At 45.1% G+C, this 26,703-nt stretch carries 37 protein-coding genes; 21 read left to right on the forward strand and 16 right to left on the reverse strand.

Annotated features, from left to right (window positions below; translation table 11 throughout):
• The 15 genes from IX95_RS23890 to IX95_RS23955 all read left to right on the forward strand — a co-directional run.
• A partial coding sequence (locus IX95_RS23890; protein ID WP_327196155.1) for a hypothetical protein occupies window positions 1-535 on the forward strand: 535 nt, incomplete at its 5' end.
• A 118-nt stretch (window positions 536-653) separates the two neighbouring features.
• Window positions 654-1,310: an ATPase gene (locus IX95_RS23895; protein ID WP_038164627.1), complete on the forward strand. Its 657-nt coding sequence runs from the start codon at window positions 654-656 to the stop codon at window positions 1,308-1,310.
• Window positions 1,311-1,557: 247 nt separating this feature from the next.
• The gene (locus IX95_RS23900) at window positions 1,558-2,364 is read left to right on the forward strand and encodes a major capsid protein P2 (RefSeq protein WP_038164584.1); all 807 of its coding nucleotides are present in this window, start codon (window positions 1,558-1,560) and stop codon (window positions 2,362-2,364) included.
• Window positions 2,365-2,374: 10 nt separating this feature from the next.
• Complete coding sequence (locus IX95_RS23905; RefSeq protein ID WP_019274621.1) at window positions 2,375-2,656, forward strand: hypothetical protein; 282 nt, start codon at window positions 2,375-2,377, stop codon at window positions 2,654-2,656.
• Between the two features lie 9 nt (window positions 2,657-2,665).
• Window positions 2,666-2,848 carry a hypothetical protein gene (locus IX95_RS23910; RefSeq protein WP_038164586.1) on the forward strand — a complete coding sequence of 61 codons (183 nt, stop codon included), beginning with the start codon at window positions 2,666-2,668 and terminating at the stop codon, window positions 2,846-2,848.
• Complete coding sequence (locus IX95_RS23915; protein ID WP_327196156.1) at window positions 2,797-3,261, forward strand: hypothetical protein; 465 nt, start codon at window positions 2,797-2,799, stop codon at window positions 3,259-3,261. Before IX95_RS23910 ends, IX95_RS23915 begins: the two co-directional genes overlap by 52 nt.
• Entirely contained in the window at window positions 3,254-3,796 is a 543-nt protein-coding gene (locus IX95_RS23920) for a hypothetical protein (RefSeq protein WP_038164590.1), read from the forward strand. The genes IX95_RS23915 and IX95_RS23920 overlap by 8 nt, the downstream gene beginning before the upstream one ends.
• Window positions 3,793-4,389 carry a hypothetical protein gene (locus IX95_RS23925; RefSeq protein WP_038164592.1) on the forward strand — a complete coding sequence of 199 codons (597 nt, stop codon included), beginning with the start codon at window positions 3,793-3,795 and terminating at the stop codon, window positions 4,387-4,389. Before IX95_RS23920 ends, IX95_RS23925 begins: the two co-directional genes overlap by 4 nt.
• A 52-nt stretch (window positions 4,390-4,441) precedes the next feature.
• Window positions 4,442-4,651, forward strand: coding sequence for a hypothetical protein (locus tag IX95_RS23930; protein WP_235202665.1), 210 nt, complete (start codon window positions 4,442-4,444; stop codon window positions 4,649-4,651).
• Window positions 4,648-5,460, forward strand: coding sequence for a hypothetical protein (locus tag IX95_RS23935; RefSeq protein ID WP_038164597.1), 813 nt, complete (start codon window positions 4,648-4,650; stop codon window positions 5,458-5,460). The genes IX95_RS23930 and IX95_RS23935 overlap by 4 nt, the downstream gene beginning before the upstream one ends.
• Complete coding sequence (locus IX95_RS23940; protein ID WP_038164599.1) at window positions 5,460-5,699, forward strand: phage tail assembly chaperone; 240 nt, start codon at window positions 5,460-5,462, stop codon at window positions 5,697-5,699. The genes IX95_RS23935 and IX95_RS23940 overlap by 1 nt, the downstream gene beginning before the upstream one ends.
• A gap of 17 nt (window positions 5,700-5,716) precedes the next feature.
• A complete protein-coding gene (locus IX95_RS23945; RefSeq protein WP_038164629.1) occupies window positions 5,717-6,136 on the forward strand; it encodes a virion protein in 420 nt (139 codons plus the stop codon).
• A 91-nt stretch (window positions 6,137-6,227) separates the two neighbouring features.
• Window positions 6,228-6,443: a hypothetical protein gene (locus tag IX95_RS23950; protein WP_038164601.1), complete on the forward strand. Its 216-nt coding sequence runs from the start codon at window positions 6,228-6,230 to the stop codon at window positions 6,441-6,443.
• Between the two features lie 2 nt (window positions 6,444-6,445).
• A complete protein-coding gene (locus IX95_RS26715; RefSeq protein WP_019274609.1) occupies window positions 6,446-6,598 on the forward strand; it encodes a hypothetical protein in 153 nt (50 codons plus the stop codon).
• Window positions 6,599-6,949: 351 nt separating this feature from the next.
• Window positions 6,950-7,276 (forward strand): hypothetical protein, encoded by a 327-nt coding sequence (locus IX95_RS23955; protein ID WP_038164603.1) that lies wholly within the window; start codon window positions 6,950-6,952, stop codon window positions 7,274-7,276.
• On the opposite strand, the gene IX95_RS23960 is transcribed toward IX95_RS23955, so the two are convergent.
• Window positions 7,269-7,697 carry a DUF3653 domain-containing protein gene (locus IX95_RS23960; protein ID WP_038164605.1) on the reverse strand — a complete coding sequence of 143 codons (429 nt, stop codon included), beginning with the start codon at window positions 7,695-7,697 and terminating at the stop codon, window positions 7,269-7,271. The two genes, IX95_RS23955 and IX95_RS23960, sit on opposite strands and share 8 nt — an antisense overlap.
• A gap of 360 nt (window positions 7,698-8,057) precedes the next feature.
• On the opposite strand from IX95_RS23960, the gene IX95_RS23965 reads away from it, so the two are divergent.
• Entirely contained in the window at window positions 8,058-8,594 is a 537-nt protein-coding gene (locus IX95_RS23965; protein ID WP_235202667.1) for a hypothetical protein, read from the forward strand.
• A gap of 34 nt (window positions 8,595-8,628) precedes the next feature.
• On the opposite strand, the gene IX95_RS23970 is transcribed toward IX95_RS23965, so the two are convergent.
• From IX95_RS23970 to IX95_RS24010, 10 genes are all read right to left on the reverse strand, one after another.
• Window positions 8,629-9,102 (reverse strand): GNAT family N-acetyltransferase, encoded by a 474-nt coding sequence (locus IX95_RS23970; RefSeq protein ID WP_051912655.1) that lies wholly within the window; start codon window positions 9,100-9,102, stop codon window positions 8,629-8,631.
• Between the two features lie 556 nt (window positions 9,103-9,658).
• Window positions 9,659-9,808, reverse strand: a complete 150-nt coding sequence (locus IX95_RS26145) for a YoaH family protein (RefSeq protein WP_081305591.1) — start codon at window positions 9,806-9,808, stop codon at window positions 9,659-9,661.
• A 66-nt stretch (window positions 9,809-9,874) separates the two neighbouring features.
• Window positions 9,875-11,089, reverse strand: a complete 1,215-nt coding sequence (locus IX95_RS23975; RefSeq protein WP_038164607.1) for a conjugal transfer protein TraF — start codon at window positions 11,087-11,089, stop codon at window positions 9,875-9,877.
• 59 nt (window positions 11,090-11,148) lie between these two features.
• Window positions 11,149-12,021: a DUF2861 family protein gene (locus IX95_RS23980; RefSeq protein ID WP_038164609.1), complete on the reverse strand. Its 873-nt coding sequence runs from the start codon at window positions 12,019-12,021 to the stop codon at window positions 11,149-11,151.
• Window positions 12,021-12,680, reverse strand: a complete 660-nt coding sequence (vxrB, locus tag IX95_RS23985; RefSeq protein WP_006960996.1) for a response regulator transcription factor VxrB — start codon at window positions 12,678-12,680, stop codon at window positions 12,021-12,023. Before vxrB ends, IX95_RS23980 begins: the two co-directional genes overlap by 1 nt.
• Window positions 12,655-14,154, reverse strand: coding sequence for a sensor histidine kinase VxrA (gene vxrA, locus IX95_RS23990; protein WP_081885481.1), 1,500 nt, complete (start codon window positions 14,152-14,154; stop codon window positions 12,655-12,657). Before vxrA ends, vxrB begins: the two co-directional genes overlap by 26 nt.
• A gap of 103 nt (window positions 14,155-14,257) precedes the next feature.
• On the reverse strand, window positions 14,258-15,634 hold the full coding sequence (pntB, locus tag IX95_RS23995) for a Re/Si-specific NAD(P)(+) transhydrogenase subunit beta (RefSeq protein ID WP_038164611.1): 1,377 nt from the start codon (window positions 15,632-15,634) through the stop codon (window positions 14,258-14,260).
• A gap of 12 nt (window positions 15,635-15,646) precedes the next feature.
• Window positions 15,647-17,182, reverse strand: a complete 1,536-nt coding sequence (gene pntA, locus IX95_RS24000) for a Re/Si-specific NAD(P)(+) transhydrogenase subunit alpha (protein WP_038164613.1) — start codon at window positions 17,180-17,182, stop codon at window positions 15,647-15,649.
• 295 nt (window positions 17,183-17,477) lie between these two features.
• A complete protein-coding gene (locus IX95_RS24005; RefSeq protein ID WP_038164615.1) occupies window positions 17,478-17,759 on the reverse strand; it encodes an HlyU family transcriptional regulator in 282 nt (93 codons plus the stop codon).
• Window positions 17,760-17,770: 11 nt separating this feature from the next.
• Window positions 17,771-18,142, reverse strand: coding sequence for a late competence development ComFB family protein (locus tag IX95_RS24010; RefSeq protein WP_006960991.1), 372 nt, complete (start codon window positions 18,140-18,142; stop codon window positions 17,771-17,773).
• 221 nt (window positions 18,143-18,363) lie between these two features.
• Here IX95_RS24010 and IX95_RS24015 point away from each other — a divergent pair, with 221 nt between their 5' ends.
• On the forward strand, window positions 18,364-19,599 hold the full coding sequence (locus tag IX95_RS24015; protein WP_038164617.1) for a GGDEF domain-containing protein: 1,236 nt from the start codon (window positions 18,364-18,366) through the stop codon (window positions 19,597-19,599).
• 64 nt (window positions 19,600-19,663) lie between these two features.
• Here IX95_RS24015 and IX95_RS24020 read toward each other — a convergent pair whose 3' ends face one another.
• Window positions 19,664-20,596: a GGDEF domain-containing response regulator gene (locus tag IX95_RS24020; RefSeq protein WP_006960988.1), complete on the reverse strand. Its 933-nt coding sequence runs from the start codon at window positions 20,594-20,596 to the stop codon at window positions 19,664-19,666.
• 175 nt (window positions 20,597-20,771) lie between these two features.
• Here IX95_RS24020 and IX95_RS24025 point away from each other — a divergent pair, with 175 nt between their 5' ends.
• Entirely contained in the window at window positions 20,772-21,209 is a 438-nt protein-coding gene (locus IX95_RS24025; protein ID WP_038164619.1) for a DUF3069 domain-containing protein, read from the forward strand.
• A 39-nt stretch (window positions 21,210-21,248) separates the two neighbouring features.
• On the opposite strand, the gene modC is transcribed toward IX95_RS24025, so the two are convergent.
• From modC to IX95_RS24045, 4 genes are read right to left on the reverse strand one after another with little or no spacing between them, the layout of a single operon-like run.
• The gene (modC, locus tag IX95_RS24030) at window positions 21,249-22,355 is read right to left on the reverse strand and encodes a molybdenum ABC transporter ATP-binding protein ModC (RefSeq protein ID WP_038164621.1); all 1,107 of its coding nucleotides are present in this window, start codon (window positions 22,353-22,355) and stop codon (window positions 21,249-21,251) included.
• Entirely contained in the window at window positions 22,352-23,044 is a 693-nt protein-coding gene (gene modB, locus IX95_RS24035) for a molybdate ABC transporter permease subunit (protein ID WP_019274592.1), read from the reverse strand. Before modB ends, modC begins: the two co-directional genes overlap by 4 nt.
• 11 nt (window positions 23,045-23,055) lie before the next feature.
• A complete protein-coding gene (gene modA, locus IX95_RS24040; protein ID WP_038164623.1) occupies window positions 23,056-23,802 on the reverse strand; it encodes a molybdate ABC transporter substrate-binding protein in 747 nt (248 codons plus the stop codon).
• Window positions 23,803-23,807: 5 nt separating this feature from the next.
• Window positions 23,808-25,271 (reverse strand): cobyric acid synthase, encoded by a 1,464-nt coding sequence (locus IX95_RS24045; protein WP_081885482.1) that lies wholly within the window; start codon window positions 25,269-25,271, stop codon window positions 23,808-23,810.
• Between the two features lie 170 nt (window positions 25,272-25,441).
• Between IX95_RS24045 and IX95_RS24050 the strand changes: the two genes are divergently transcribed.
• From IX95_RS24050 to IX95_RS26150, 3 genes are all read left to right on the forward strand, one after another.
• On the forward strand, window positions 25,442-25,810 hold the full coding sequence (locus IX95_RS24050) for a YgiW/YdeI family stress tolerance OB fold protein (RefSeq protein ID WP_006960977.1): 369 nt from the start codon (window positions 25,442-25,444) through the stop codon (window positions 25,808-25,810).
• 76 nt (window positions 25,811-25,886) lie between these two features.
• Window positions 25,887-26,426 carry a hypothetical protein gene (locus IX95_RS24055; RefSeq protein WP_409459197.1) on the forward strand — a complete coding sequence of 180 codons (540 nt, stop codon included), beginning with the start codon at window positions 25,887-25,889 and terminating at the stop codon, window positions 26,424-26,426.
• 167 nt (window positions 26,427-26,593) lie between these two features.
• The coding region (locus IX95_RS26150; RefSeq protein ID WP_200876927.1) for a transposase at window positions 26,594-26,703 on the forward strand (110 nt) is incomplete at its 3' end.

Raw genomic sequence — 26,703 nt, forward strand, 5'->3', positions numbered from 1 at the left:
ATCTCTCATCTTCGCTTCGTTTAAGGAATCCATCATGACTACATCACAAGACCAGGAACAACAACTTGAACTCGAGACACGCAGCGCAGAAGAGACCACCGCTTTTCTCGATGAAATCGAAACCGAGTTTGACCCAGAAGTCGCGCTCGAGAAAGAGCAGCAAGACAAAGCGCAAAAGCAAAACGAAATCGACGCGAAACAAATGGCACTCGAAGCCACTCAGGAAGGCATATTGGTTGGTATGGGTATCGTCGATACCATGGTTAAAGAGTTCGTCGACCCACGTATGGAAATTGATGAGAGCAATGCGGTCTCGATTTCCCAGGCGGCCGCGCCGGTCATTCTCAAATACAACGTCAGCCCGCCGCCCTGGGCGGTAAAGTACAAAGAAGAGATAGCGCTCGGGATTGCGGTGCTTGGTTTAAGTGCTTCACTCTTTATGCAGCATCGACAGCTAAAGAAACTCGACCTCGAGGCCAAACGCGCCGAACTCGAGCGCGCCCAGCAGGAGCAATCCGAATCAACACAGCACTAAGGTGAGAGTTATCACACTTAAGGCACATCCAAAGCATTTAATATTAGGCATCTAAGGCACATAAGCCAGTACCACTAAGGCCGTCCACTGTTGGACGGTCTTTTTATTGGGGGAAACCTTGGAACCAATCAACAACAATAACAAACTCGATAACCATCATGCTTATGTCGTCGGCATGTCAGGCTCGGGGAAATCGTCCCTGGCGAAAAAGCTCTTGATTAAGCCCACCGACCAGGTGGCGATATACGATCCGAAACGTGAATACGATGGCCTCTTGCGCGGTCGCAAGATTCGTGTCTACACACACCTCAAAGCCTTTGCCCGCGCCCTACTCGCCGGCCGTGACACGCGCCAGGGCTTTAAGATTGCGTATCGCCCTGGTGAGCCGTGTGCGAAAGACTTTGATTTGTTCTGCCGAGTGGTCTGGGGCTGCGGTGACGGCATGCACAAGAAACCGCTCAAGGTCATTTGTGAAGAAGTCGCGGAGAACTCGACCGGCGCCGGCAAAGCCACTGGCTACCATGGGAAACTGCTTCGCCTGGGCCGCTCGTACAACATCCACACCATTAATCTGTTTCAGCGTGGCCAGGAAGTGCCAAAGACCATCATCGATAACTGCGAATATGGCTATGTGATGCTGACCAAGACGCCTAAGAGTCGTCGATACCTCGAAGACCTCACCGGCATATGTGCCTTAGAGCAGGGAAAATTGCAGCGCTTTGAGTATTTCTGCCAGGTCGGTGTTGAGGTGGAAAAAGGCAAGATTCGCTGGTGATGTGTGAAAGCCATCACGCTTAAGGCACATCTAAGCCATATCGGGGTTAGGCATCCAAGGCACTTATCGCGTTACCACTAATACCGCTCACTAACGAGCGGTATTTTTTGGAGAACACATGATTAAAGTGAACGCGAAAAACGTGATGGTGATTGGCCTTGTGGCGTGTGTCGTCGCGGCTGGCGTGGTCTGGGCATCGAACAACGTTGATGCTGTTGAAGACGCAATCGGCGATTAAGGAGCACGCATGATTTCTGTAATGAAACTGAACTCCTTCACCGGCGCGGGTTACGGCGAAAAAGCCTCTTTGGTGCTGCCAACCGGCCCAACCTATGAAGAAATCTTCCTGGAAACCAATTTGCTGCCTGAGCAAATCACTCGAGTAACCATCACCTTAAACGGCGATGAGATTGTCGTTCTGGATGGCAAGCTGATGAAGATGCTTGAAGCCTACAAAGGCATGCCGGCGGCGGATGGGTTCTATCAAATCCCACTGGCGGATATCACGGCCAAGACCAAAAACGGCATGCGCTACACCGCCCTGGTGACGGAAAAAGGCGACAACATTCTGCTGGAAGTGGAAATTGCGCCGGCACCGGAGAACTCGCCAGCGGTGCAGATTAAAGGCCATGCCTCGGTATCACCGGCGCAAGCCGCGCGCATTGTCGTGCCGCAAATCAAGAAACAAACCATGCAAGCCACGGCGACCGAGAACGAGTTCTTAGACCTGGTCTCAGGCCCGCTTTTGCATGTACGTCGTATGCACTTTGTCAGCGACAAGATTAAGAGCGTGGAACTCTCTCGCGACTACATCCGTGAATACGACTCGACAGCCGTGGTCGATGTCATGCGCGCCAAGCGTAACCGCCGTTTCTGGCAATCGGGCTTCTACCATTTCGATCCGATTATGCGCGGCTACTACCTGGACGAGCTGATGCCGACTGTGCACCAACATGAGCTGAAGTTCACGGTGAAAACCAGTGAGCCGTGCGGGACCATTCCAATCATTGTCGAATCGGTGAACGTGGTGCGCCCTGACCTGGTGAACGGCTAAGGGGGCGTCTATGTCATTTTTTGATGACCTCGGAAACTTTGGCAGCGGGATGCTCGACTCGGTCGGTGAAGGCTTTAACAACCTCATCACCAACGCGACCACCCCTACTCAGACGGTCAATCCCAACACGCAAAAGCAAGTGTCCCAGGAAGCGGATAATCATGGCAATGCCGTGACCACGCCGCAAAGTGCCAGCGGTACCACCGTGCCGAAATGGGCCCTGTATGGCGCCGGTGCGTTCGGGGTGACCTTGCTCGGCGTGGGCCTGATTGCGCTTGCCAACAACAAGTAAGGAGCCGACATGCCTTTAGTGGTTTTAGTGCCTTTAATGGCAGGCGGCCTTGGCTTTGGGGCGGGATTTTGGACGGGCTCAAGCGCGACCAAACTCTTAAAACTGGGCGTGGTAGCCGGTGGCGTGTCTTCCTGGCTGCCTTGGGTAGCACTCACCGTTGTCGGGGGGCTGCTGGTATGGAAAAGCGCATGACCATCAGTTTTATTGGCCCGACTCGCCCAGACCTACGCTATCACTTAGAGCAGCTTAAACCCGCGTTTACCGGCTCAGAGTGTGCCAAAGCAGAATGGCTGGAAATGGTCGAACGTGTTCAGTCTGGACAGGCTGGCCTTTACCTGGTGAAAGCCAAAGGGGTCTTACTTCGCTTTGTGGGGCGCGTCATCGATGGCGCGTACCACATCAACGCGATGACCGGCACGGGTTTGCACCTGGCGGCGCCACTGATTATTGAGCGCTGCCAGGCCATGGGCTACACCGCCATTACCTACAACGCCTATCGCCCTGGTATGGGCAGGCTCCTCACTGGCTTTGGATTCGAACTCGACAAGATTGAATCCAATCAGGAGCGCAGTTACATCCTGAATCTAGGAGGCGCCCATGGGTAAAGGCGGAAGCAGTAGCAGCAGTAACACCACCCAAAACACCAACGTCAACGGCACGAACGCCGTCAGCGGTGACAATCTGGGCGTCTTGGTCGGTGGTGTGAACAAATCAACGATTAACGTCACCGCCACGGACCACGGCGCGGTAAAAGCCGCTTCTGAAACGGCCAAAGCCTCACTGGAGTTTGGGCGAGACGCGCTTAAGTCCAATGAGCACGCCGTGGACAAAGCGTTAAAAATGGGTGGTGACAGCATCACTAAGGCGCTCAACTTTGGCGAAGAATCGATGAAAAACGCCATGGGGGTCAGCCGTGAATCACTGGATAAGATGGAGAACACCTCACTCGGGGCCATCAATGCGGTGAAAAGCATGGCGGCGCAATCCAATGAGAATGCCCGAACCGCGATTGCGATGGCCGATAAAGCCAAAGCGCATGAGCAAACCGGCAACACGCCCGAGATGACCAAAGTCGTGTACGCCGCGCTCGGTGTCACCGTGATTGGTCTGGCGGTCATGGCCTACAGGGGGAGTCGATGATTTTACAACCTGGCGAAGTCAAACGCATCAGTGTGGCCCGCTATCGCTGGCTGATTGTTCGTGAAGCCTCGGACTATTTCTTTGTTCAGAGTGACAACAGCGAACGTACCCGCATCGATGCCGGCGACAAACTCAACATTGATGAGCTCAACGAACTCGAGCTCAGTAACCCGCGCACCACCCCAACCCATGTGGTGTATCAGCTGACCGAGCGAGAGATTGAAACCACGCCACCGGTGAACCTTAAAGTGGCCGACGCTATGGCGGTCACTGAAGTGCGAACGATTGTGAACACGCGGGAAGTCAGCCCGCAAAGCTTCACTTCAGCGGCGCACGTCGACATTGAGCCAGGACAAAGCAAACGGCTTTGCCAGGCGTCGGCCAGTCGCAAAGAAATCGTGGTGCAGAACATCAGCACAAGCGAGTGCGAAGCCATGCTAGGCGGACAAACCGTCTCAGCCGTCAATGGCCTGTCTATTCTTGGCGACCGACAATCGCCAGGCGGGATAACGCTTAATGGCGGTGGAGAACTGTGGGCGTTTAACAATGGCAGCGGCCCGTTAAAGCTGGCCGTTTTGGAGGTGCACAATTAGTAGCTTTATGCCCCGTCGCGCTCGAGCATTCGATCCGCTGACGGAACACTTAATGAACCTGCAACCTGAACAAGTCGACGCCCTGGAAATGATGCGGGGCGTCTACAGCAATCAGATTGCTTTGAGTGCCGCCCTTTTAGGGTTACAGCGTCACTCTATCACTGACCATCATGACTTTTACGGTCTGGCGGAAAGCGTCACGGCAAACACCTTGCCCCGCTTCCAGAGCGTGAAAGCTGAACTGGAGACACAACCTCTATGAGTGAAAACAACTTTTCGGCCATCAGCCAAATGGTGACCGAAGCGCGCAGCTTACTCGATACCATCAAAGGTGGCGCCATCAGCACCATGCAAACGCAGTTTGATGCGCTCAAGCAGGCGTTTTCAACGGATACACAACAAGCACTGAGTCAATTTCAAAATGCTTCTAACGCTAGAATTGCGCAGCAAGACCAAGCGCTGAAAAACGCCATTGAACCAATCACAGGCAAGCTGGCCACCCTTGCCCTTTCACCCAATCAGACCATGACGGTGGAAGATGGCGCCACCATTCCCAAAGGCTTTGCGGTCAGTAGTCTGGTGACGCTGGAAAAAGTGGACACCATCCACAAAGACCCAGCCAGTCGATCAAGCGCTCAATTGCAAATATTGAGTGATATGGAAACCGACATTCGAGAGGAATACCTCGATTTCGATGTCAGAAAAACAGAGCACTACATACGATCATTCAATGTGTTTCGTGTGTCCTGGGACTTGCCAGAAGGCACAAACATGAACGGTTCACATTGGACACTGTTCCCTGGTCCCATCGCTTTGTCTGGGATGATTAGTGGCGCGGCCTTCATCAAACTTGAGGAAGGACTGGCGAACGGGGGCTTAATGGCCTCATCGACATTGGGTAAATGGAAATTCAGTCAATTCACTCACGGCGGCTACTTCGGTGGCTACATTCATGCGCATCCCATTGCCCGCACTCGAAAGGGTTCTTTTCTTATCGCATTGCCCGTTTTGTTAACCGGCTATCTCGATCACCCAAACAAAGCATTCTTCTTAGAGGGACTGTATAAATAATGGAAATCAACTACGACGAAACTATGCACCCTGAGTGCAGGCTCGAGCAGCTTCGAGAAGCGCGAAAGCCCCTGCTTGCTGAAGCGGATTATCTGGTCAATCTGGCGTTAGACAATGGTGTCGATATTGCGCCATTTCGCCAGTATCGCCAACAACTGCGCGACATTACCCAAACTCAAAACACGCTAAAGGATGTGGTATGGCCTCAAAAACCGTCATTGCCGCAAGCGTCGTCTTAATCGGAGGCCTGGCCTATATGACTTATCGTAAATCATTGCCTCGCGGTGTTCGCAATAACAACCCGCTGAACATTCGAGAATCAGAAAACGATCACACGCAATGGAAAGGTGAAAGCCCGCTAGACCTGAACAAGTCGTTTGAAGAGTTCACCCACCCTGTTTACGGCTTTCGTGCCGGTGCGCGTGTGCTTCGCAGTTACTACCGCCAAGGCTACAAAACACTGAGCCAAATGATCCACCGGTTCGCCCCGCCAAACGAGAACGACACCGGCTTATACGTGAAACACGTCAGCCAGTGGACCGGCATTGGTGAGAACCAAATCGTGGACGTGACCGACCAGGAACTGTTAGCGAAATTGCTACACGCCATGAGCCGCAAAGAAGTTGGCAACTATTACGGCATCAACATGGCCCGTGAAGGGGTTGCCATGGCATGACCAAGCAGGACGTGAAGAAAATCGCCATTACAGTCATAGGCGGCGTGGCCGCTGCCTATGCCATCAAATATCTGAAAAGGAACAAACTATTATGAAGAACCTACTCTCTAAAATCGACATCAACATCGATGAGCCATCGACGAAAAAAGGCATTGCGTTAATTGGCTCAGGTGCGGCTCTCGCCATGGGCCACCCTGAACTGCTCACGGCCAGCATCACTGAATCCGGTGTGCAATACGGCGGCTTAATCGGTACGGCCGTGCCGGTCGCACTCGGTATCTGGGAAACGATCCGAAAAGAGTTCTAAGCATGGTGGAATACCAAACGCTGCTACTGGCCGCGGTAAATGCTTTGTGTTGTGGCGTCGGTCTCGGCGTCACACTCAAAACTGACATTCGCTGGTTAAGGTTGATGATGGAAAAGCTCGAGGAACGCGTCACCAAACTCGAGGATAGAGTATGAAAAAGAATGTCAGCACCGCCCTATTTTTCATTGTCCCTGGTCTGCTTCTTACGTCCTGGTATGCGTATGCCAGGACAAAACCTCGAGACAAGCTTACTCAAGTGCCTGCACCACGTACAAATCCGCTACCCAATTTAGATAATCTAATTGATCATTTTTGATCGTTAATACGTATGAATATATAAGCGTAGCTTAACGTGCTTAATGCAGTTATTGAACACCTTTCAATATAGGTTGATGTTAATTAATAGCTTGAAGTGATAGTTAGGTAATTAGCTGATTTGATTGAGCTATAAGCGATTGGTGCTGCTACAATTGATTAAAATAAAGTACATATAAAGAGAAACGTCTATGGCTATGATTCTGGAACTATTTCTGATAGTGATTCCTCTCCTTATCATCTTTGCTGTATTTAGCGAATCAATGCCGGCACGGCTAGCTAACTATACACTTAGGCTGAGTCTTGTGTTTTTAATGATTGAGCTGATAATCAGTTGGCTAAAAGTCTTTAGTCTTATTTCCTTAGCCGACATTGATTCGATTTTCATAGGAGATGATTGGTGGAACTTACTTGCAGGGCCAGCAGTGTTCTTACTGTATATCTATGTGATGACAGAGGTCTCTATCTATGAATCCAGGCACAAACCCGAGGAAAACGAGAAAGGCCAAGTTACATAACTTGGCCTTTTGGTTTTGAACGTCGGATGCCAGGAGGTTTTTTAATCCTGTACCTCTTCTTTTTTTTTCTTCTGAACTGAATCACATTTGATGTTGTTTTCAAGCTCACTCGAATATCTAACTCCATCAAATCATATGCTGTCAGTTCTCTGCCACCTGGTGTAATGAGTTTATCGCCTCTTACTTTAAACCCGCGCCAAGGTTTAGATGTAGGCAAATATCCACGATGCATGATCAACAGCAGCCTTACCACTGCAAGCGGCCATTTCCCCGTTTTCTGCCAGTTCTTGACGGTTTGAGGCGTTACTCCAAAGTAATGTGCCGCTTCTTTATGATCATCAAAATGCCAAATCAGCAAGTCTTTAACTTGGTTAATGTATAGATCGTGGTTGAATAGCTCTTCTTTTATTCTTCTTTTCATGTGATCTTTGTCTCATTATGATAAATGGGGCAAAAATCATATTTTTCATGTAGTTGAGTGGCAATTAATCGTAAGTCGCGCATTTAAATCACTTTTGTGTTTTGTGACAAACTTATAAATTGTCTCCCTGTTTCATAGTGTTCAAGTATTCAGTAAATCAATCTATTTCACATAAAACAGAATAATGCTCACTAATGGTGTAAGCAATATGTACGTTGTTAGAGTTTGATATTCAGACACATGGCCAATAATAAATCCTACCTATTCAGTAGCTATGATTTATCGTCTACAACTAGTATGAAGCAATGCTCTTATGAGAGAATGCGCTTTGATTGTTAAGTTATCCTAATTGGTTCCTCTGTGAAAAAGCTTATTACTATACTCCATACACTTCTTTTTGTTGGCTGTAGCAACACTCCTCAACTACAACCAAATTTCATAGAGAATGTTGAGTATGAGCATGTGATTGGTGAGCCGAACTTAGATGGTAAAAAGATAAGCTTTACCTATACACGTAAAGATGAAGTTGATAGGAAAATTGTATTGAACGTTGATGCTGAGCCAATAGAAATGAGGTTTCGCCTCTGCGAACATAACGGTGAATATGAAAACCTGAGTCAAGGCGTTATTAATGAGATCAATCAACAGGCAGTCGATTGTAACTCTTGGTTCAAACTAGTCCCATTGGAAAATGGCAAATACTCAATTTCTTATGAGCTGAACTTGTTATTGGGTTTTCAAGTTGAGAACATTAATAGCCATTTTGTCTACGTGCCTATAAGAAAGAAACTTGCTCAATACCGCGCTATATATAATCCCAGCTCTGTTATGAGCCCTTTAAAGCGATACGAAAATGAAGCTATCGTAGAATCTACAACGGTCGAAATGAAGTTATAGATTCTGGGATCATTGGAGATCTTGTTTGATCTGGCTAATATGACTCAAGTGTGAGTTCCATTGGTATGTCGACCATGCCGCCACGGCTTCTTACATCATTAATACGTTTGAAGCCAAAGCTTAGATAAACATGTTCGGCATTAACTGCAGAGTTAACGGTAAAAGATGTAACTTCGACTCTTGTTTTTACATCTGACATAGCGGTTTCCCATAGTTTTCGTGATAGCCCCTGCCCTTGGTACTCATCAGAGACAAACAAATGATAGAGATGGGTTTCTTCACGCATGCCAATCACTCCAACAATCGTACCATCACTTTTTTCAGCGACGTGGTATCGATAATCGCTTTCTTGGTATTCACGGATCTTCTCTGGTGCCATCGAATCCAACAGTACAACTCGAACTGACTCTTCGCATGTTGGGCAAACATATTTGTCCGTAAGTGGCGTAATAAGCTCACTAATTGATTTAGAGTATTCCACTCCCGCTTTCTTAATGTAGATAGCCAAAACTTTACCTTCGAAATTTGAAATCTAATCGGAACCATCAAATCAACAATTGAAAGAGATTACAACTCTCCATTAAACATATCTGAGCAACAATATGTGACATTGTCACAACAATAGATATTGAATGTCCCTTGGTTGATTAAGGCAACCTAAAAGCTTACTAGCTACGAACACTGTTACTTTCAGAGTACAAATGGTAGTTCTTCAATGCTTGATCGTTAACTTTCACATATCTACTTCACTATACACTCCCTTGTGACAGTATCACCAAACAAAATAATATCTGGCGTCATAGTGAGCGCTTACAGACATACTACAATGTCCTGTAATATAATTACATTTAACTTTTAAGGCTTTATTTGGTAAGGATATAACTCTGTCATAAGTGGTTGTATATCAAGGGGAATGTTTGATTTTCTACTCTTTTGTTTTGTTTGTGGTTGGCTTACGATCTTGTTTTTTATTGAGAATTAAGCAGTGCGTTTAGGCGAAATATTTGCTTCAGACATAAAAAAAGAGAGCAGTCTCCTGCTCTCTTATTCTCGATTCATTTTCATTAGTCGTTTTGGGAGGTTTTCTTCCTGATGTCCTCTGCGACGATTTTAATGGCTTCCGCGGTGCTTATTCCCTGCGCCATCAGTTCTTGGATTTTTTCGACGGCTTTCTGTTGTTCCTCATGAGAAAGAGGCGGAAAATCATCTAGCATAAAAAAGGCTCCTAACAAAAATTAGGAGCCGACTATATTACGATTCAATGCGTATCGCCAGAAATTCTAGTAACTTCCCAAGAAGTTTATATAAGCGCCCATTGAATTCTCGTTGGTATAACTTGCACCAATATCCATCTGGAAAAGGTTTAACGGTGATAAGCCAATACCTGCAGTGATGGTGTCGTCTAGGTTGTCATAGGCGAGATTACGTCGCCACCCTGCCCTTAACTTAAGTTGACGCATAATATCGATTTCACCGCCGACTCTGACATATTGAGTATTATCATTGAAGTTCGTGTAGCGTTCGTCTTCATTGATGTCGTAATCGACGCTTAATGTTGCGTAATCCGCGACTAGTCCCATACCCACGGTATATTGAGGTCTCATCTGATAAGCATATGAGTTTGTAATGGTTCTGCTTTCTGTGTAGCCTGCACTAGACGCTGCCTGAGATGTAACAGTGGTAGACAAAGTCTGTGTTTGAATATCTCTACTAACTAGATTCGTTGCTGCAACTCCAACTCTAAATGGCCCTCTAAACCATAAAAAACCAGCATCCATATTAAACATGGTTTCGCCGGTACCATTATCTCGGACATCTTTAATGTCGTAGTTGTTTAGATTCGCACTGTAGACATAGGTGTAGATACGTTGAATTTTAGGTGAAACGCCAAAAGAAATATGTTGGCCGAGGAAGGTTTGATACTTAGCCAGAGAAATCCCGACTTCTGCGACACCAATAGCAACGGCGTTAACTGCACTTAGCTCAGCATTTACTACGGTGTTTAGATCCGAATCTGGCGTACTTGCACCATCGTAAATATCCGGTTGAGCAAAAGACTCAGCGTAAGCTTTGCCGAAAAAGTTAGCAGCAATAAAACTGTTTGGAATTGCGAATGCTACTGCACCACCAATTTCAAGTTTGGCTACATCTCCCTTTAGTGCATCTAATGAAGACTGAAGCTCACTCACATTAACACTATTAATATCTTTTAGAGCACTATCGATAATGCCAGACACTTTGTCTAAGTCATCAACCATATTATGCTCATCATTGTAAGCTAAGCCAAATGAAGGGATGATCATCCCTACATCGTCATTGCGTCGATAAATCGCTGTAATTGCCGGGTTGTAAAAAGGCGCTGTTAAGAAGTTTGCAGAAACAACCCCAACTCCACCCATTGCGTCGCCTCGTGCTTCAACTGCATAGGTGGCTGCGTATGAACTTGTGGAAGCCAACGCAATAGACAACGATAAGATTTTTATTGAATTTTTCATATCGATATAAACTTTCTGATCCCTTGTGTTTATATCGCCCTATTGTGTCCTAACTTTAATTATTCCTCTATAGAAACGTCGTATGTTTTACTAATTATTTGGGACTGTTCAACAATTATTGGGCCTTGCCATCTTTGATGGGTCATCGACACTGCTAAAACGTATCGACCAGGATCAACAGGATTAGGCTCTAATGCAGTTGGATAATCCGATTCATAGGTTGCTCCCCACACTTTGTTATATTGGCCATCAACGTAGTCATAAAGTGCTGTGTCGAGTTTAGGTAGTGGACAATGAGAGTTTAACAATGCGTTGCGTTCAACTCGCCATTGATCTTTAGACTGCCAACGTATAGTCACTTTGGCTTTCGGTTCTCCAAAGACTAGCCAAGAGCTCCAAGATGTTTGGTCTTTCGCCGTTACATCTAGCCGGTATAAACCCATTGGAATCTTGCTATTGAGGTTATAGCGTTTGACGTATGATTTTACTTCGTCGTCAGTTTCCGCAAGTGCGGCAAATGAATTGTCTGTCGAAATACTTTTTTGTACCCAACGGGTTAAGGAAATATCAGCAACATCTTTTCGGGAGGCAACTTCGATAAGTGCTCGGTAGGAATCTCGACCAGGACTTTGTGTTTCGATAGCACGCACAGTCACTCCCTTGATCCAATCAGGAAGTGGTTTTGAATCTAGGCCCTTGCCGCAATCAACTTGCAGAGATTGCTGAAATAGTTCGTTTAAATGAGGTGAGATCGCCCTATTCTTTTCCTGCTGCCAAACTTCTATCAACGACGAAAACATCGCCGGTAAATCATCATTGAGCAGGTACCTGTGAGCTTGTGTAAGAGGTGAATTACTCTCAAACCAAGGAATGTTAGCGGCTGTAGCAGGCGTGCTGAGTAGCACGCCTATTAGTAAGGCTTTGATTTTCATCAGGCTTTCATTTTGTAACCAACGCCACGTAGCGTTTCAATCTCAAGCCCAGGTAACTTCTGACGGAGTTGAAGCACGTGAGTATCAACGGTACGGGTTGTTGGGAAATGGTTATAGCCCCATACGTGATCGAGTAGTTCGTCACGGGTAAAGACTCGTCCGAGGTTACTTGCCAAAAACAGTAACAAGTCAAACTCGGTTCTTGTTAAAGTAATCGATTCGTCTTTGTAGAAGACTTCACGAGTGGCTTTATCGATAACAAGGTGCTGAGTTTTGACCTTGCTGTCATCCTGCGCATCAGATTCAGGTGCGCGTAGCTGAGCACGAATACGGGCGAACAGCTCTGCTTCAGCAAATGGTTTTGTCAGGTAATCATTCGCTCCCGCATCAAGGCCTGTAACCTTGTCTTTAACGGTTACTAGCGCCGTTAGCAGAATGACTGGTACATCTTTAATCGCTTTCCATCCAACTAGGTGTTCCACTGAGTCACCATCTGGCAACTGACGATCCAGAATCACTAAGTCAGCCTTTTCCCAATATTGCTCTACATCAGCAATCATTTCAGCGTGAAAACACTCATATCCTGCTTGTTCCAGGCTTACTAACAGGCCATCGGCCAGATTTTTGTCGTCTTCAACAAGAAGCAGTGTCTGTTTCACAAGGTATCTCCAATATAAACGTTGTAGGTGGACCTATAAGGGACATTTTTCCGCCCATTCTTCCAACCATAGATTCAACGATAGTTAAGCCTAAACCAAGACCAGCTTTGCTAACAAAAGGCTTACGTAATTGTCGCCAATCTTTTTGAGTTAGCTCACCTTGGTCTATAACCTTAACGGTAATCAAATTGTTATCAGTGCTAACATCCAGCACTATCGGGGCAACGCCGTATTTTGTGGCATTGCGGATCAGGTTATCGATACAAGTTCCCAACCAATAGACATTGAGCTTTGCTGCTACGTCTTCATTGATCGTAAACTCAATCTTTCCATGAAATTCTTCTTCTACTTTAAACTCTAACCACTCTTTGACGGACGGTACCCATTCCGTCGCCAGTGGCTTATTGTCTGACTGTAGATAGTCTTTGCTGGCTTCTGCCAGCTGTCTTAAACGACGAGAGTCTTCACACAGCCTTCTGAACTCGTCATAAACAGACTCCGGAAGTTTCTCGAATTCACGGCGAAATCCTTCCACTGTTAAAGATAGACTCGCGATCGGGGTCCTAAGTTCATGTGTGAGTATCTGAAGAATCAACATTCTGCTCTTCATCTCTTGTCTTTTGGTGTTCCAGCGATATACGGACCAGCCAAGTACCAGCAAAATATTGGCTATAACCAGCACTACCATGCTGATTCGCAATATCTGAGAGTGGTCCTCTACATCCCAACACAGGTTGCCTCGTTGTACAAAACAACTGTTTGATTCACTTTTTAACTGAACACTCAGCCCTGCATCGTCTGCATTTGTTTTCCATACACTCTCTGGAAATACTAAGTAACTGTCATTTTGGCGAAGCCACATTTCACCTTGTTCAAGAAACATGCTTGACCCCGAAAGCAAGGCGAGAATCGTTTCTTCGTTCATGCGTTGTAGGCGACCAAGCAATGTTGCTCTTGGTGCCAACGGACGCTCTTTTATATGCATGTACTGCTGCAGCTGTTCCTGCCTTTCAGGATGCAGAGATACATAACGCTTTGCATAAGTACCGCCGCCTGGATGAATTAATCCACTGCGGGCAAACCACTTCGCACTCAGTTTTGTCCCTTTACACACGGCTCTCGTAAATACGAGAGGTTCAGTAATTAAGGGGCTTAGAGGCAGTTTTCCGGTACAGTTTTGTGCAAGTTGATAAAGACGTTGAATATCACGCAGTGGATATGATGACGTCTGAGGCAGCATTGAATCTGGCGTAATTAAACGGGTCGGGTAATCCGACTGCATAATACGAATATCATAAGATGCACTGAATTGGTCCTTGCTAAACGAATCAACAAACTTATCGATTCGCTCCGGCAGCGAATTTGCGCTAGCACTGAAGCTAAAGATTGCCGTACATACTGTTAATATATTGAAAGCCGTTTTTATCAATGCAAAAAATCTATAAATCAGTAGGTTAGATTTAGAGTAAAGCATTATCGCAAAAATATAAATTTCAAATGTAATATTGGTGTCAATAATGCTACTCAGAAAACAAAAGAAGCCAGCAATTGCTGGCTTCTTACTTAGTTAAATCATGTTACAGGGCTTTCGAAATAGCGTCTACACTCTCTTTCGCATCGCCAAATAGCATCTGCGTATTGTCTTTGAAGAATAATGGGTTTTGAACTCCAGCGTAACCCGTGTTCATTGAACGTTTAAATACCACTACGTTCTTCGCATTCCAAACTTCTAGTACGGGCATACCCGCAATTGGACTGTTTGGATCTTCTTGCGCTGCTGGGTTAACAGTATCGTTCGCACCGATGACCAGAACTGTGTCGGTTTCTTCAAAGTCCTCGTTGATCTCATCCATTTCTAGAACGATATCGTAAGGCACTTTTGCCTCTGCCAAAAGCACGTTCATGTGCCCTGGTAGTCGACCCGCGACAGGGTGAATACCGAATCGTACTTCAACGCCTTTCGCTCTTAACTTCTCAGTGATTTCGTGCACTGGGTACTGCGCTTGAGCCACAGCCATTCCGTATCCTGGTGTGATGATGACTGACTTAGAGTTTTTCAGCATGTCAGCGACTTCATCTGCCGTTGATTCGCGGTGTTCACCGTGATCCACATCGCTCGAGATTGAAATTTCCTGACCGAAGCCGCCTGCGATAACACTAATAAAGGAACGGTTCATCGCTTTACACATGATGTACGAAAGGATCGCACCGGAAGAGCCAACCAAAGCACCTGTAACGATGAGTAGATCGTTTGCAAGCATGAAACCAGCTGCTGCGGCTGCCCAACCTGAGTAAGAATTAAGCATTGATACGACGACTGGCATATCCGCACCACCAATTGATGCCACTAGGTGGTAGCCAAATGCAAATGCAATCAATGTCATCACAATAAGCGCAAACATGCTTCCGTCGGCATTGACGAAATGTAGCATTAGTAATGTTGAAACAACAACGGCTGCTAGATTTAGCTTGTGTTTGTGTGGAAGATTCAAAGGTGACGAAGAAACGATACCGCGTAGCTTACCAAATGCTACAACAGAACCTGTAAAGGTAACGGCACCGATGAATACGCCGAGGAAGACTTCAACGAGGTGAATTACATGCTCAGCGTGGGTTGCCGCTTCTGGTGCATCTAGATAGCTGTTGTAACCAACAAGCACGGCTGCCATACCCACAAAACTGTGAAGAATAGCGACCAATTCAGGCATTTCGGTCATTTCCACTTTCTTCGCGTAGTGGATACCAATAGTGCCACCAATCGCCATTGCGATAACGATCCAAACAAAACCTTGAGATTCAGGGCCAAAGATCGTTGCGATCAAAGCGATCGTCATACCGGCGATGCCGTAATAGTTACCAGACTTGGCAGATTCCTGCTTAGATAAACCAGCCAGACTTAAAATAAAGAATAATGCAGCAACAATATAAGCTGCTTGTACTAATCCTGCAGACATTCTCGTTACTCCTTAATCTTTACGGAACATTTCAAGCATGCGTTTGGTAACAGTAAAGCCACCAAATATATTTATGCTTGCAATTAAAACAGCGATAAACGCCAGGAAGGAAACCACACCATTGCCCTGCCCAATCTGTAGCAGCGCACCTACCACGATAATGCCTGAGATTGCATTAGTTACAGACATAAGAGGAGTGTGCAGCGCATGGGTGACGTTCCAGACTACGTAGTAGCCTACAACACATGCTAGAACGAAGACGGTAAAGTGAGAAAGAAATGTTGCTGGAGCAACGGATGCTATCCATGCAAATGCACCAACACCAACCGCTAGAGCAGCCAGTTTCTTAACCGGAGAAACGGGTTCTTCGACTTTTTCTTCTGCTTTTACTGGTTCTGATGGTTTTTGCTCAGGCTGAGCCGATACTTTAATTTGTGGTGCAGGCCAAGTGACTTCACCTTCTTTAATAACGGTCACGCCACGTAATACGACATCTTCGAAATCGATGTCAATGTTGCCATCTTTTTCTTTACATAGCAGTTTCAACAAGTTGACTAAGTTAGTTGCGTAAAGCTGTGAAGATTGAGTTGGAAGGCGACCAACCATATCGGTGTAACCGACGATCTTAACGCCATTCGCAGTTGTAATGACTTTGTCTGCTTGAGTGTATTCGCAGTTACCACCATTGGCAGCAGCAAGATCGACAACTACACTACCCGCTTTCATGCTATCCACCATGTCTTTGGTGATCAGCTTAGGAGCTGGACGACCAGGGATGAGTGCAGTCGTAATGATGATATCAACATCTTTGGCCTGTTCAGCGTAAAGCTCTTCCGCTTTCTTGTTGAACTCATCAGACATTTCTTTCGCGTAGCCATCACCTGCGCCAGAGTCTTCTTTGAAATCGACTTCAAGGAACTCGGCACCCATAGATTGGACTTGCTCTTTAACCTCAGGTCGAACGTCAAATGCTCGAACTATTGCGCCTAAGCTACCAGCAGCCCCGATGGCTGCAAGGCCTGCAACACCAGCACCCGCAACCAAAACTTTCGCTGGTGGAACCTTACCCGCAGCTGTGATCTGACCCGTAAAGAAGCGACCAAACTCGTGAGCCGCTTCTACAACAGCGCGATAACCTGCGATATTTGCCATTGAAGAAAGAGCATCGAGAGCTTGCGCACGCGAGATGCGTGGAACAGAGTCCATCGCCATAACATTGATGTTCTTACTGGATAGCTTTTCCATTAACTCTGGGTTTTGAGCTGGCCAGATGAAGCTAACTAGTGTTGCTCCTTCTTTAATTAGAGCGATTTCATCGTCACTTGGTGCGTTGACTTTAAGAATGAGGTCTGATTGCCACACCTCTTCCTTGGTAACAATGCTTGCACCTGATGATTGAAAAGAAGAATCATCAAAACTTGCAAGTTCCCCTGCACTAGATTCGACATTTACATCGAATCCTAACTTTAACAGCTGCTCTACCGACTTGGGCGAGGCAGCCACTCGCGTTTCTCCCGCGAGTATTTCTTTTGGCACACCAATTTGCATAGCTATTCCTTGACTACTGGCAACAATGATTAATTGTTTTTATCTAACGGTTTCATTAACTTCAAGCACTTTGTAACAAAAATACAAAATATCATTACATATAACCGTTGGTAATGAAGCACTTCGAGTATTACGAGGTAATGAAACAACGCTTTCATTTTAAAATGAGAGGTCGTACCAGTTACCGTTAATTGTCATCAAATCAAACAAATAGATGCAATACACAAAATAAAAGAGCCATCAGCATAACGACTAATGGCTCTTAAATTTATGACGCTCGTCAACTAGGAAAAGACTAACTAAAAATTTTATCACCCATCTGATCGATGAACATTTGTGCTTTTTTTAGCATGAATTCATTAGCATCGGACTCGGATGCCAGTACATCTGAACGGATAAACCTATGTTCTTGAGTTTGCCCTTCTAATTCTTTTGTTATCCGGCCAGCAATGCGAAATTGCCCACCTTCCGGCTGGGCCTCTTGATAGATAAGAAAACCCTTATATTCCACCGGTTCAACTTCGATTTTAGCTTGCTCTTTACTACCGCCACCAAACAAACGAGAAAATAGTCCCACCTAGTACTCCTTTAGGTAATTTGTTTATTCATAACCAGAGGTTTTTCAAACCATTCGAGTTCTGTATCGTCATCGAATCGTGGTTTGCTGAACATGATAGGAACTTCATCTTTACGATTTCTTCTTCTATCGTCAACTATCATTGTCAGAGCCGCTTCGACAGCAGTCTCTGAGTATCTTTTAAGGACAACCAAGCGATCTTCGGATAACGCAGACAGAAAGTCGATATCGTGGCGGATATAAACAGGTCTGAGCTGACTTAGTGCTAAGCAGGCTAAATCTGCGAGCTGTTCATGATCAAACCTATCAGTGTACTGACTGTCAGCTAACACCTGACCTACAAGGGTCTCCATGTAGTTGTGAACATCAACACTAATTTGCATAAATCTTAACTCCTTTAAGATTCAGACTTTTCTTATGAGTATCAGTTAACTATAAAACACAAAATCGATTTAAGGATGCTTTCTCATCACTTTTTGACCATTGTTCATACTAACACTCACTTTTCATTCATTAGTTTAGTAAAAAGCTTGGAAAATCATCAAATCAAAGTATTCTAAGACTTGTATATTAAGAAGTTAATTAATAAGGCTAGGCTAGATAGATGTCGTTTTCTTTGGTGACAACAAATTGGTTTCGTTTGACGTTTCCGGTGCTGCTGTTAGCAATGATCGGCTTTGGTATGAACAACGTCATCAATCTAACGCAAGCAAACTTAGGTATTACTTCTAATCTCCCTTATTTTTTATTCTTGTGTGTCATTGGCTTAGGTCACGCGTTTAAACAATGTCGTATTGCTATGGTTGCGCTGACCATGCTTGTTGTTTATTGGTACATACAAGAATATCTGCAAAGCTCGCTTTCAACCGGCTCAACCCTTCTTGAGCTCTCTCTGCTTGCATTTGTAGTCCCTATTGCTTGTGCATTAGTCTATCCATACAAGGAAAGAGGTGTTTTAAGCCGAGCGTTCATTGTCTATATTGTGACATTGTCACTTATTGCTATTTGGTGTTACCTTATTCTTGCCTACTTTTATGAAGGCGGATTCCAAAATTTCGACGAGACATTTCTTTACTCTGAGCCCAGCGTTTCGCGACTGCCGTTAATTCTCGTTTTGTATTCGGTTGGTGCAATATTGTTGAGTGCGATTGTTGTTCTTCGGGTTAATCGTATTATTGATGTGGTCGTGTATTCTGCGATCACACTCTCTTCCGTGACGTTTACATTTTTCCACGTTCAGTATGTTTCCAGCACCATGTTTACCCTCTCTGGGTTCTTGTTACTGATTTATATGCTTTCGGCAAGTTATGAGCTCGCATTTAAAGATCGGCTGACAGATATACCAGGGAGACTCGCGTTAGAATCAGATCTGCGTCATTTAGGGAAACGTTATACAATAGCAATGCTCGACATTGATCATTTCAAATCATTTAATGACACTTACGGACATGAAACTGGTGACGATGTTCTGAAGCTTGTCGCCAGTAAAATGCAGAGAGTCGGTGGCCGAGCTAAAGTCTACCGTTACGGGGGCGAAGAGTTCACGGTGTTGTTTAAGAACAAAGACGTCGATGAGGCCCTAGATCACCTTGAGCTCTTGCGTTCTTCGATTGAAGAATACGAAATGGTGGTTCGCAATGAGAAGTCTCGACCAAAGGACGATAAATCTGGCGCTAAAAAACGTCGTAAATCTAACTCACACGATCATGTAAATGTAACGATTAGTATTGGTGTGGCTGACCATGAGAATGCTGATAGTGTTTCTGAGGTGATGAAGTGCGCTGACGCCGCTTTATATAAAGCAAAGCGTGCTGGGCGTAACCGTATTGAATCGGCCTGACTACTGGTAAAAAAAAAAGGTTCAGCCTATAAGCTGAACCTTTTTTATAGTCTATAACAGATGGTCAATCTATGTACGTAAAGCGATTCCGGCCTTCACTTTTAGAGCGATAGAGCCCCTCGTCAGCTTTCGAGTACATTTCGTCGGGTGTCTCTTTTCCAGTAGGGTTAAAACCACACACGCCCTGTGACACTGTCACATATTCTGCTGTGGAGCTATACTCATGTTTGATAGCGAGAGCTTCTAGTGTTGATTGAACTCGCATTGCGTGCTTCTTTGCATGTTCAGCATCGGTGTGCCCCAGCACTACGACAAACTCTTCGCCACCATAACGACCTACTATTTCTCCGCTTCGAGAAAACAGTGATGTGAGGGACTGGGCAATTTCAACAAGGCATTTATCCCCTTCTATGTGACCATAGTTGTCGTTGTATAACTTAAAGTGGTCGACATCGAGTAGTATTAAACTTAAAGGCAAACCATGACGACCGTGAACCGCTATCATCTCTTTTAGTTTTTCATCAATGTAGCGGCGATTTTTGACTTTTGTAAGTCCATCTTCACTCGCGAGTTTTTCTAACTCTTTATTAGCTTTTGCCAACTCGGCTGTTTTTTGGTTGAGCTCACGACGCATAAAGGCAATTCGTTGCATAGCGATGAGCTTAGAGGAAAGAACAAGCTTATCTACCGGTTTAGTAAGGTAATCGTCACCGCCTGCTTCAATTGCATGAGCTATCATGGCAGGTTCATCGTGGCTACTAAGGAAAATGATTGGTATCCATTCTTTGTAGTTAGCACGGATTCGCTGAGATACTTCAAAACCATCCATTTCAGGCATGGAAATATCGAGTAAGATAAGTTCAGGCTCAAATGAGGGATACATTTCTAGAGCTTGTTCACCGGAAGCTGCCATTTCTACGGTATGGCCCAGCTGCTTTAGACGAATAGCCAACTGCATGCGCTCCATTTGCACGTCATCGACTAAAAGAATTTTCATCGAAGATCCAGATAGTTCCACTTGTTCTACCTTTTTGTATGTAAACTGGCCTAAAAATCAGCTGGTTATAGAAAAGAATACTCTAAGGGCGACAATTCCTCCACTATGGTTGACATTTAATGAGGATTTTTTAGGATAGCGCCGTTAAACACGTACAATTTATGAGATAAAACTAATGTCTGACGTTAATCCAACAGAACAACCTAAAGTCGACCTTTCGACTGTTTCAGCAGAACTTCGTCAAGTGATTGAATTTGATGGCGTTCCTGAAGCAATGCACTTCATGGTAACTTCTATTCATGAAGTGTCAGAGGAAGCCGTTCGAGAAGCTTGGGATGAGCTGCCAAAGAGTGCTCAAAATGTTCTTGATAACTTTGAGCAGTTCCATGCTCTTATCTCTGTAAGTCAGGCGTTTGCAGGTATTAATGTAATGGAAGAGTTTCCTACGCTTAAACTACCTGAAGATATGACTGATGAGCAGAAAGAAGAATACCGCGCACAGCTACTAGATCAAGTTCTTCACAACTGTGTGAAAGATATGGTTAAGCAGATTAAGAAAGCACGTCGTGACCCTGTGCTAAAGCGTGACTTTACTGACGTATTTGTAAAATAATTCAGTAAACACGAAAAACGCCGCATTACGCGGCGTTTTTTAATGGCTCAATACCACATCTCTTTGTGTCACACTTACCCCTTTAATCTGGGCAAAGACTTCCATCCCTTCTTGGAGTTCTAGCTCGTCCTTAGCCCAAGCGGTGATCGTCGCCCATAAATAGCAGTTTTCACTGAGTTCTAATTTAACCGATACGCTCTGTCGATTTGTGCCTTGAGAATGGCTTTGAATTTGAGCAATCTTCGCTTTGAGAATATTCCGAATTGAACTCTTTTTAGACTTATCCAAGGCGATCGACACGTCACTCGCTCTCACCTGTAGTCTCACTTTCGCTTCTGGCGCAATTTCTAAGCGCTGTACCCAAATACACACATTATCCGCCAGTTTCACTTTAGACAGAGCATAGTTTGTGTTGTGGTGAACAACAGTGCCTTCAAACAATGAACTTTGGTCCGAGAAGGATTGCCATGGCCTCATAGCTCTAGATGACCAAACATCTTCTAGGTTACCTGAAGTTACCACTTTGCCATCATCGATAACAACAATGTGGTTTGCCAAGCGTACGACCTCATTGAGGCTATGCGAAACATAAATAATGGGAATTTCAATCTCACTGGCAAGCTGCTCTAAAAATGGCAATACTTCGCGCTTACGCGGAATATCAAGCGATGCTAGTGGCTCATCCATCAAAAGTATTTCTGGTTTAGAAAGTAATGCTCGACCGATTGCTACGCGTTGTTTCTCTCCTCCGGATAGCTGTATCGGGTATCGTTTAAGAAGAGGTTCTAACGCCAATAATTTGATTACCTTGTCAAAATGCTGTTGATCCAATTCACGCACACCATACAAAAGATTGCCTTTGACCCGATAGTGTGGGAATAACCTCGATTCCTGAAAAACGTAACCTACCCGGCGTTTATGGGCAGAAACGTTTATTTTTGATTGCGAGCTATAAAGAGTTTTTCCTGAGACAGTAATCTCACCTTGGTCAGGTGTTTTCAAGCCTGCAATCACGTCTATAAGTGAAGTTTTACCTGCTCCGGAACGACCAAAAATTGCGGTAATGCCTTTTTCTGGCACTGAAACATCGATATCAAACTTCTGCTCGCCTAATGTTTGTTTAAACTGAATTCGAATATCACTCATCGCTGTGTCCCCAGTCTTCTAGCACAATGACGAGTCAGGACCTCTGAGCCAAGTAATGAGGCTAAGGCAATGACAATGGAGATAATGCATAAGCGCATCGTTTCGAGCTCTGCTCCGGGAGTTTCAATAAAAGTAAACATCGCCAAGGGGATTGTCTGCGTTTCACCCGGAATATTCGACACAAAGCTGATTGTTGCTCCGAACTCCCCGAGGCTACGTGCGAATGAAAGCATCGTCCCTGTGATGATTCCGGGAATTGTCAGCGGTAATGTGATAGTAAAGAATATTTTAAGCGGAGAGGCACCAAGGGTCGCGGCTGCTTGCTCAAGTTTAGGATCCACATTCTCTAAGCTGAGGCGAATTGAGCGAACCATCAAAGGTAGAGCAACAATCACGCACGCAAGTACAGCCCCTTTCCAGCTAAAAGAGAAGACCAATCCGAAATATTCATACAACCATTGGCCAATAAAACCTTGGCGTCCCATTGAAATGAGGAGTAAATAACCTATAACAACAGGAGGAAGTACCAAAGGAAGGTGAATTAAGCTGTCGAGCCAGCTTTTGCCGATAAACTGCTTTTTAGCCAGCAGCCAACCAAATCCAATCCCGATAGGAATCAGCCAGCAGATAGTATAAAACGCAACTTTCAGGCTGAGTATTAGCGCTTGATATTCGTAATCAGAAAGCAATGAAGGTAATCCTAGTTAAATCCGTTTTGTTTAAATACTGCCTGAGCTTGAGTACTTTGGAGATAGGCAGCAAAGTCCTTGGTGGTTTGTTTGTCGTTAAGTTTTGCCATCGGGTAAGTAATAGCAGTGTGGCTCGAAGCTGGAAACGTACCAATGACTTTTACTTTATCACTCACTAACGCGTCCGTCTTATAAACAATCCCAAGCGGCGTTTCGCCACGTTCAACTAAAGTAAGGGCGACTCTAACATTGTTGACGGGGGCAAGTTGCCCTTTTAGGCCACTCCATAACCCGAGCGACTCAAGCGCTTCTTTAGCATACATTCCCGCAGGTACTGCGTTGGTTTGCCCAATCGCTAGTCTCTGACCTGACAAGCGTTTGGACCATTGTTCTGGGTTTTCTAGTCCCAACGGCTCAGGATGGCCGATAGGTGAGATCACAACCAACTGATTATGAGCAATATTTGTGACGGCGTCACCTTCAATTATTCCTTGCTGAACTAGATAATCACTCCATTTAGTATTGGCTGATATATAGAGATCAGCAGGTGCCCCGCTCAATATTTGCCGTGCAAGAGAAGAAGAACCTGCGAAAACGGGCGTAACTTTTACGCCCGTTTCCGCTTGGTATTTCTCAGCTAACGCTTTAATCACATTAGTCATGGACGACGCAGCATAAACGTTCACTGAGGCATGAACTGTCGCAGAGAAAATGAAAGTCAAAAAGGTGTAAAAGAATCGCTGGGTAAAAAATTTCATCAATATCAGGTATAAAGTTCCGGCCAGATTAAGTCTAGCTTCATGTGTTGTTCGACAGCATCGGCTATTCGGTTGATTGCATTTTCTTGATTCTGTTGATGGTCGATAGGAGCAATGTTATCCGCCCCCGCCCACTGACAAATCAGTGCTAACGCTTGTGGGTTATCCAAAATACCATGTAAATAAGTCCCAAAGATTTGATTACAGTCACTGATTGCACCATCTGATGAGCCGGATTCTAAGGAAACTGGAGAAGTGCCATCCCCTAAGGTTCTGCCAACATGAATCTCATACCCTTTCACTGGTGCAGTTTGATTATTCAACTGCAACACTCCGGATACGTTTGTCAGTGCTTTTTCTTTGGTTAACTCGGTGGAAACAGGTAAATAGTCGAGACCTTGTGATTCACCAGCAACGCTTTCTACGCCCAAAGGATCGCTAATATGACGTCCTAACATTTGGTATCCGCCACAAATTCCCATCACCTTTCCACCTAATCTTAAATGTCGTGCGATATCTTTATCCCAACCTTGGCTACGTAAATAGTCGAGATCAGCTCTCACGGATTTAGTGCCCGGTAGGATAATCAACTCTGCTTTATCAAGCTTTTCACCTTTACCTACATAGCGAAAGTGAATGTCCGGATTTTGCCTTAGCACATCAAAATCGGTGTGATTGCTGATGCGGGTGAGTACGGGGACGACGACGTTTAGCTTGGCTGATTCACTGGTATTTTGTTCGTTATTGATTGCGTCTTCTGCTTCGAGGTCAAAGCCATGAAGATAAGGTAAAACGCCAAGTACTGGCTTACCTGTTTTTTCTTCAAGCCAATCTAACCCTGATTGAAGCAACGATATGTCACCGCGGAATCGATTAATAACGAAACCGACCACCCGGTTTTGTTCTGATGGCGAAAGTAACTCTAGGGTGCCAACTAAATGCGCAAAAACACCCCCTCGGTCAATATCAGCAATGATGATGACAGGAACATCTGCCTCTTCAGCAAACCCCATATTGGCAATGTCATTTTCACGTAAGTTAATTTCCGCTGGACTACCAGCTCCCTCAATCATGACGGATTCAAATTGCTCTTGGAGTATTGAAAAAGACTCAAGCACGGTAGGTAAAGCAATTTGCTTGTAGTTTTGATATCCCACCGCTTCCATGTTAGTGAGAGCTTTGCCTTGCAGGATTACCTGAGCCCCAGTATCCGAATTGGGTTTAAGTAGGACTGGATTCATATGTACTGAAGTTTCAACATTCGCGGCACTGGCTTGTACTGCTTGAGCACGACCAATTTCACCGCCATCTGATGTGACCGCACTGTTGAGCGCCATATTTTGGGGCTTGAAAGGTGCAACTCTGACTCCTTTTCTGGCCAATACACGGCATAAAGCTGCCACTAATACACTTTTTCCGGCATCGGATGTCGTGCCCTGAACCATCAATGCTTGTAATGCTGGTTGCATAATCTATTAATTTTTCGAGTCTTTTTACTGAGTATTGTCTAATCATAGCCTCTTTAGGTTTGTTGACTCAATAAATGAATCGAATATGAATACTCTCCTCAGAGGTTATTCAAAATAGCTATGGCTTAATAGCACCATCAACAACGAAACCTGTCTAAAAAGGAAACATCATGAAAAAAGTTATTTTGGCTACCGCTGCTGCTCTAGTACTTTCACCTACTCTAGTATTCGCAAAAGAAGGCCAATCGGCGTCAGGCATCCAGTTTAATGGCCCCGTTGACCTGACAACAGTCGATTCCCTAATTGCTGAGAGCAACATGTTTACTGAGAAGAATGTTGTTATTGATGGCAACATCGTACGCCAAATTAAAGGAGACACCTTTGTGTTTTCTGATGGTAAGAGCGAAATTCAAATCGAAATTGACGATGACATCCACCTGAACCAAGCCATAGATGCAACAACAAACCTGCGTATCTTCGGTGAGTTTGAAGGCGGAAATACTCCAGAAATTGAAGTTGATCGTATTCAACTACTTTAAAGATAAAGTAATTTAACTCCCACTGCGTTAATATTTGGCTTGCTTATTGCAAGCCTTTTTTTTAGTCAAAAACTTGATGCTAGTCGGAGTACTACCCTTGAAAAAGATCATCCTAACCAGTGCGCTAATTTGTGCTGGTTTCGCTGGCGCGGCAAATGCGAACAACTTTAATTATAATTTCTTTGAAGTGCGTACAGCGGTGAACCCTGAAATGAGCGGCGTTGAATTCAGCACACTCTTCACTGATAACTCTCACTTTATTCTGAGAGCAGACACGCAGTTCGACAACGACTACGATTTGGCAGGTGGTATCGGCTTTAATGGACCAATTAGTCAGTTTGCTGACGTTTATGGTCAATTACTTGTACATCAGACGAAATTTACTGAAGAAGCAGGCGGTGAAACAGATACTGTGGCAGAAGTAAACATTGGTTTCCGCATGTGGCTTGCCGATCAGATTGAGGCAACAGGTAGAATTGGCCGCAATGATGACAGCTCTGTGTTCCATGCAGGCGTACGCTTCCACTCAACGGAGCAACTGTCACTATCTGCTGAAACACGTAACAATGGCCTATATGGGCCTCAGATTACCATGTCAGTACGCTTCCAATACTAACCACGACTTTTAATTCCAAAAGCCCGGCTACTCGCCGGGCTTTTTTATTTTCTAGCCCTAAACCACCTTCTTTAGAAGGTGGTGATCGTTCTTTTGGGCTTTGCCCGAAGAACGCTCATGTTCAAGATGTCCTCGTTTGCAACCAACAAATGAAGGAAATAACGAACATGAGCAGATATGAATCCGCTTCACACGTTTATCATCGGTGCCAATATCATATTGTTTGGACACCTAAATATCGACTAAAGATTCTGAAAGGAAATTTAGGCAAAGAGCT

The organism is Vibrio sp. B183, assembly GCF_000740665.1.
Taxonomy (GTDB): domain Bacteria; phylum Pseudomonadota; class Gammaproteobacteria; order Enterobacterales; family Vibrionaceae; genus Vibrio; species Vibrio coralliilyticus.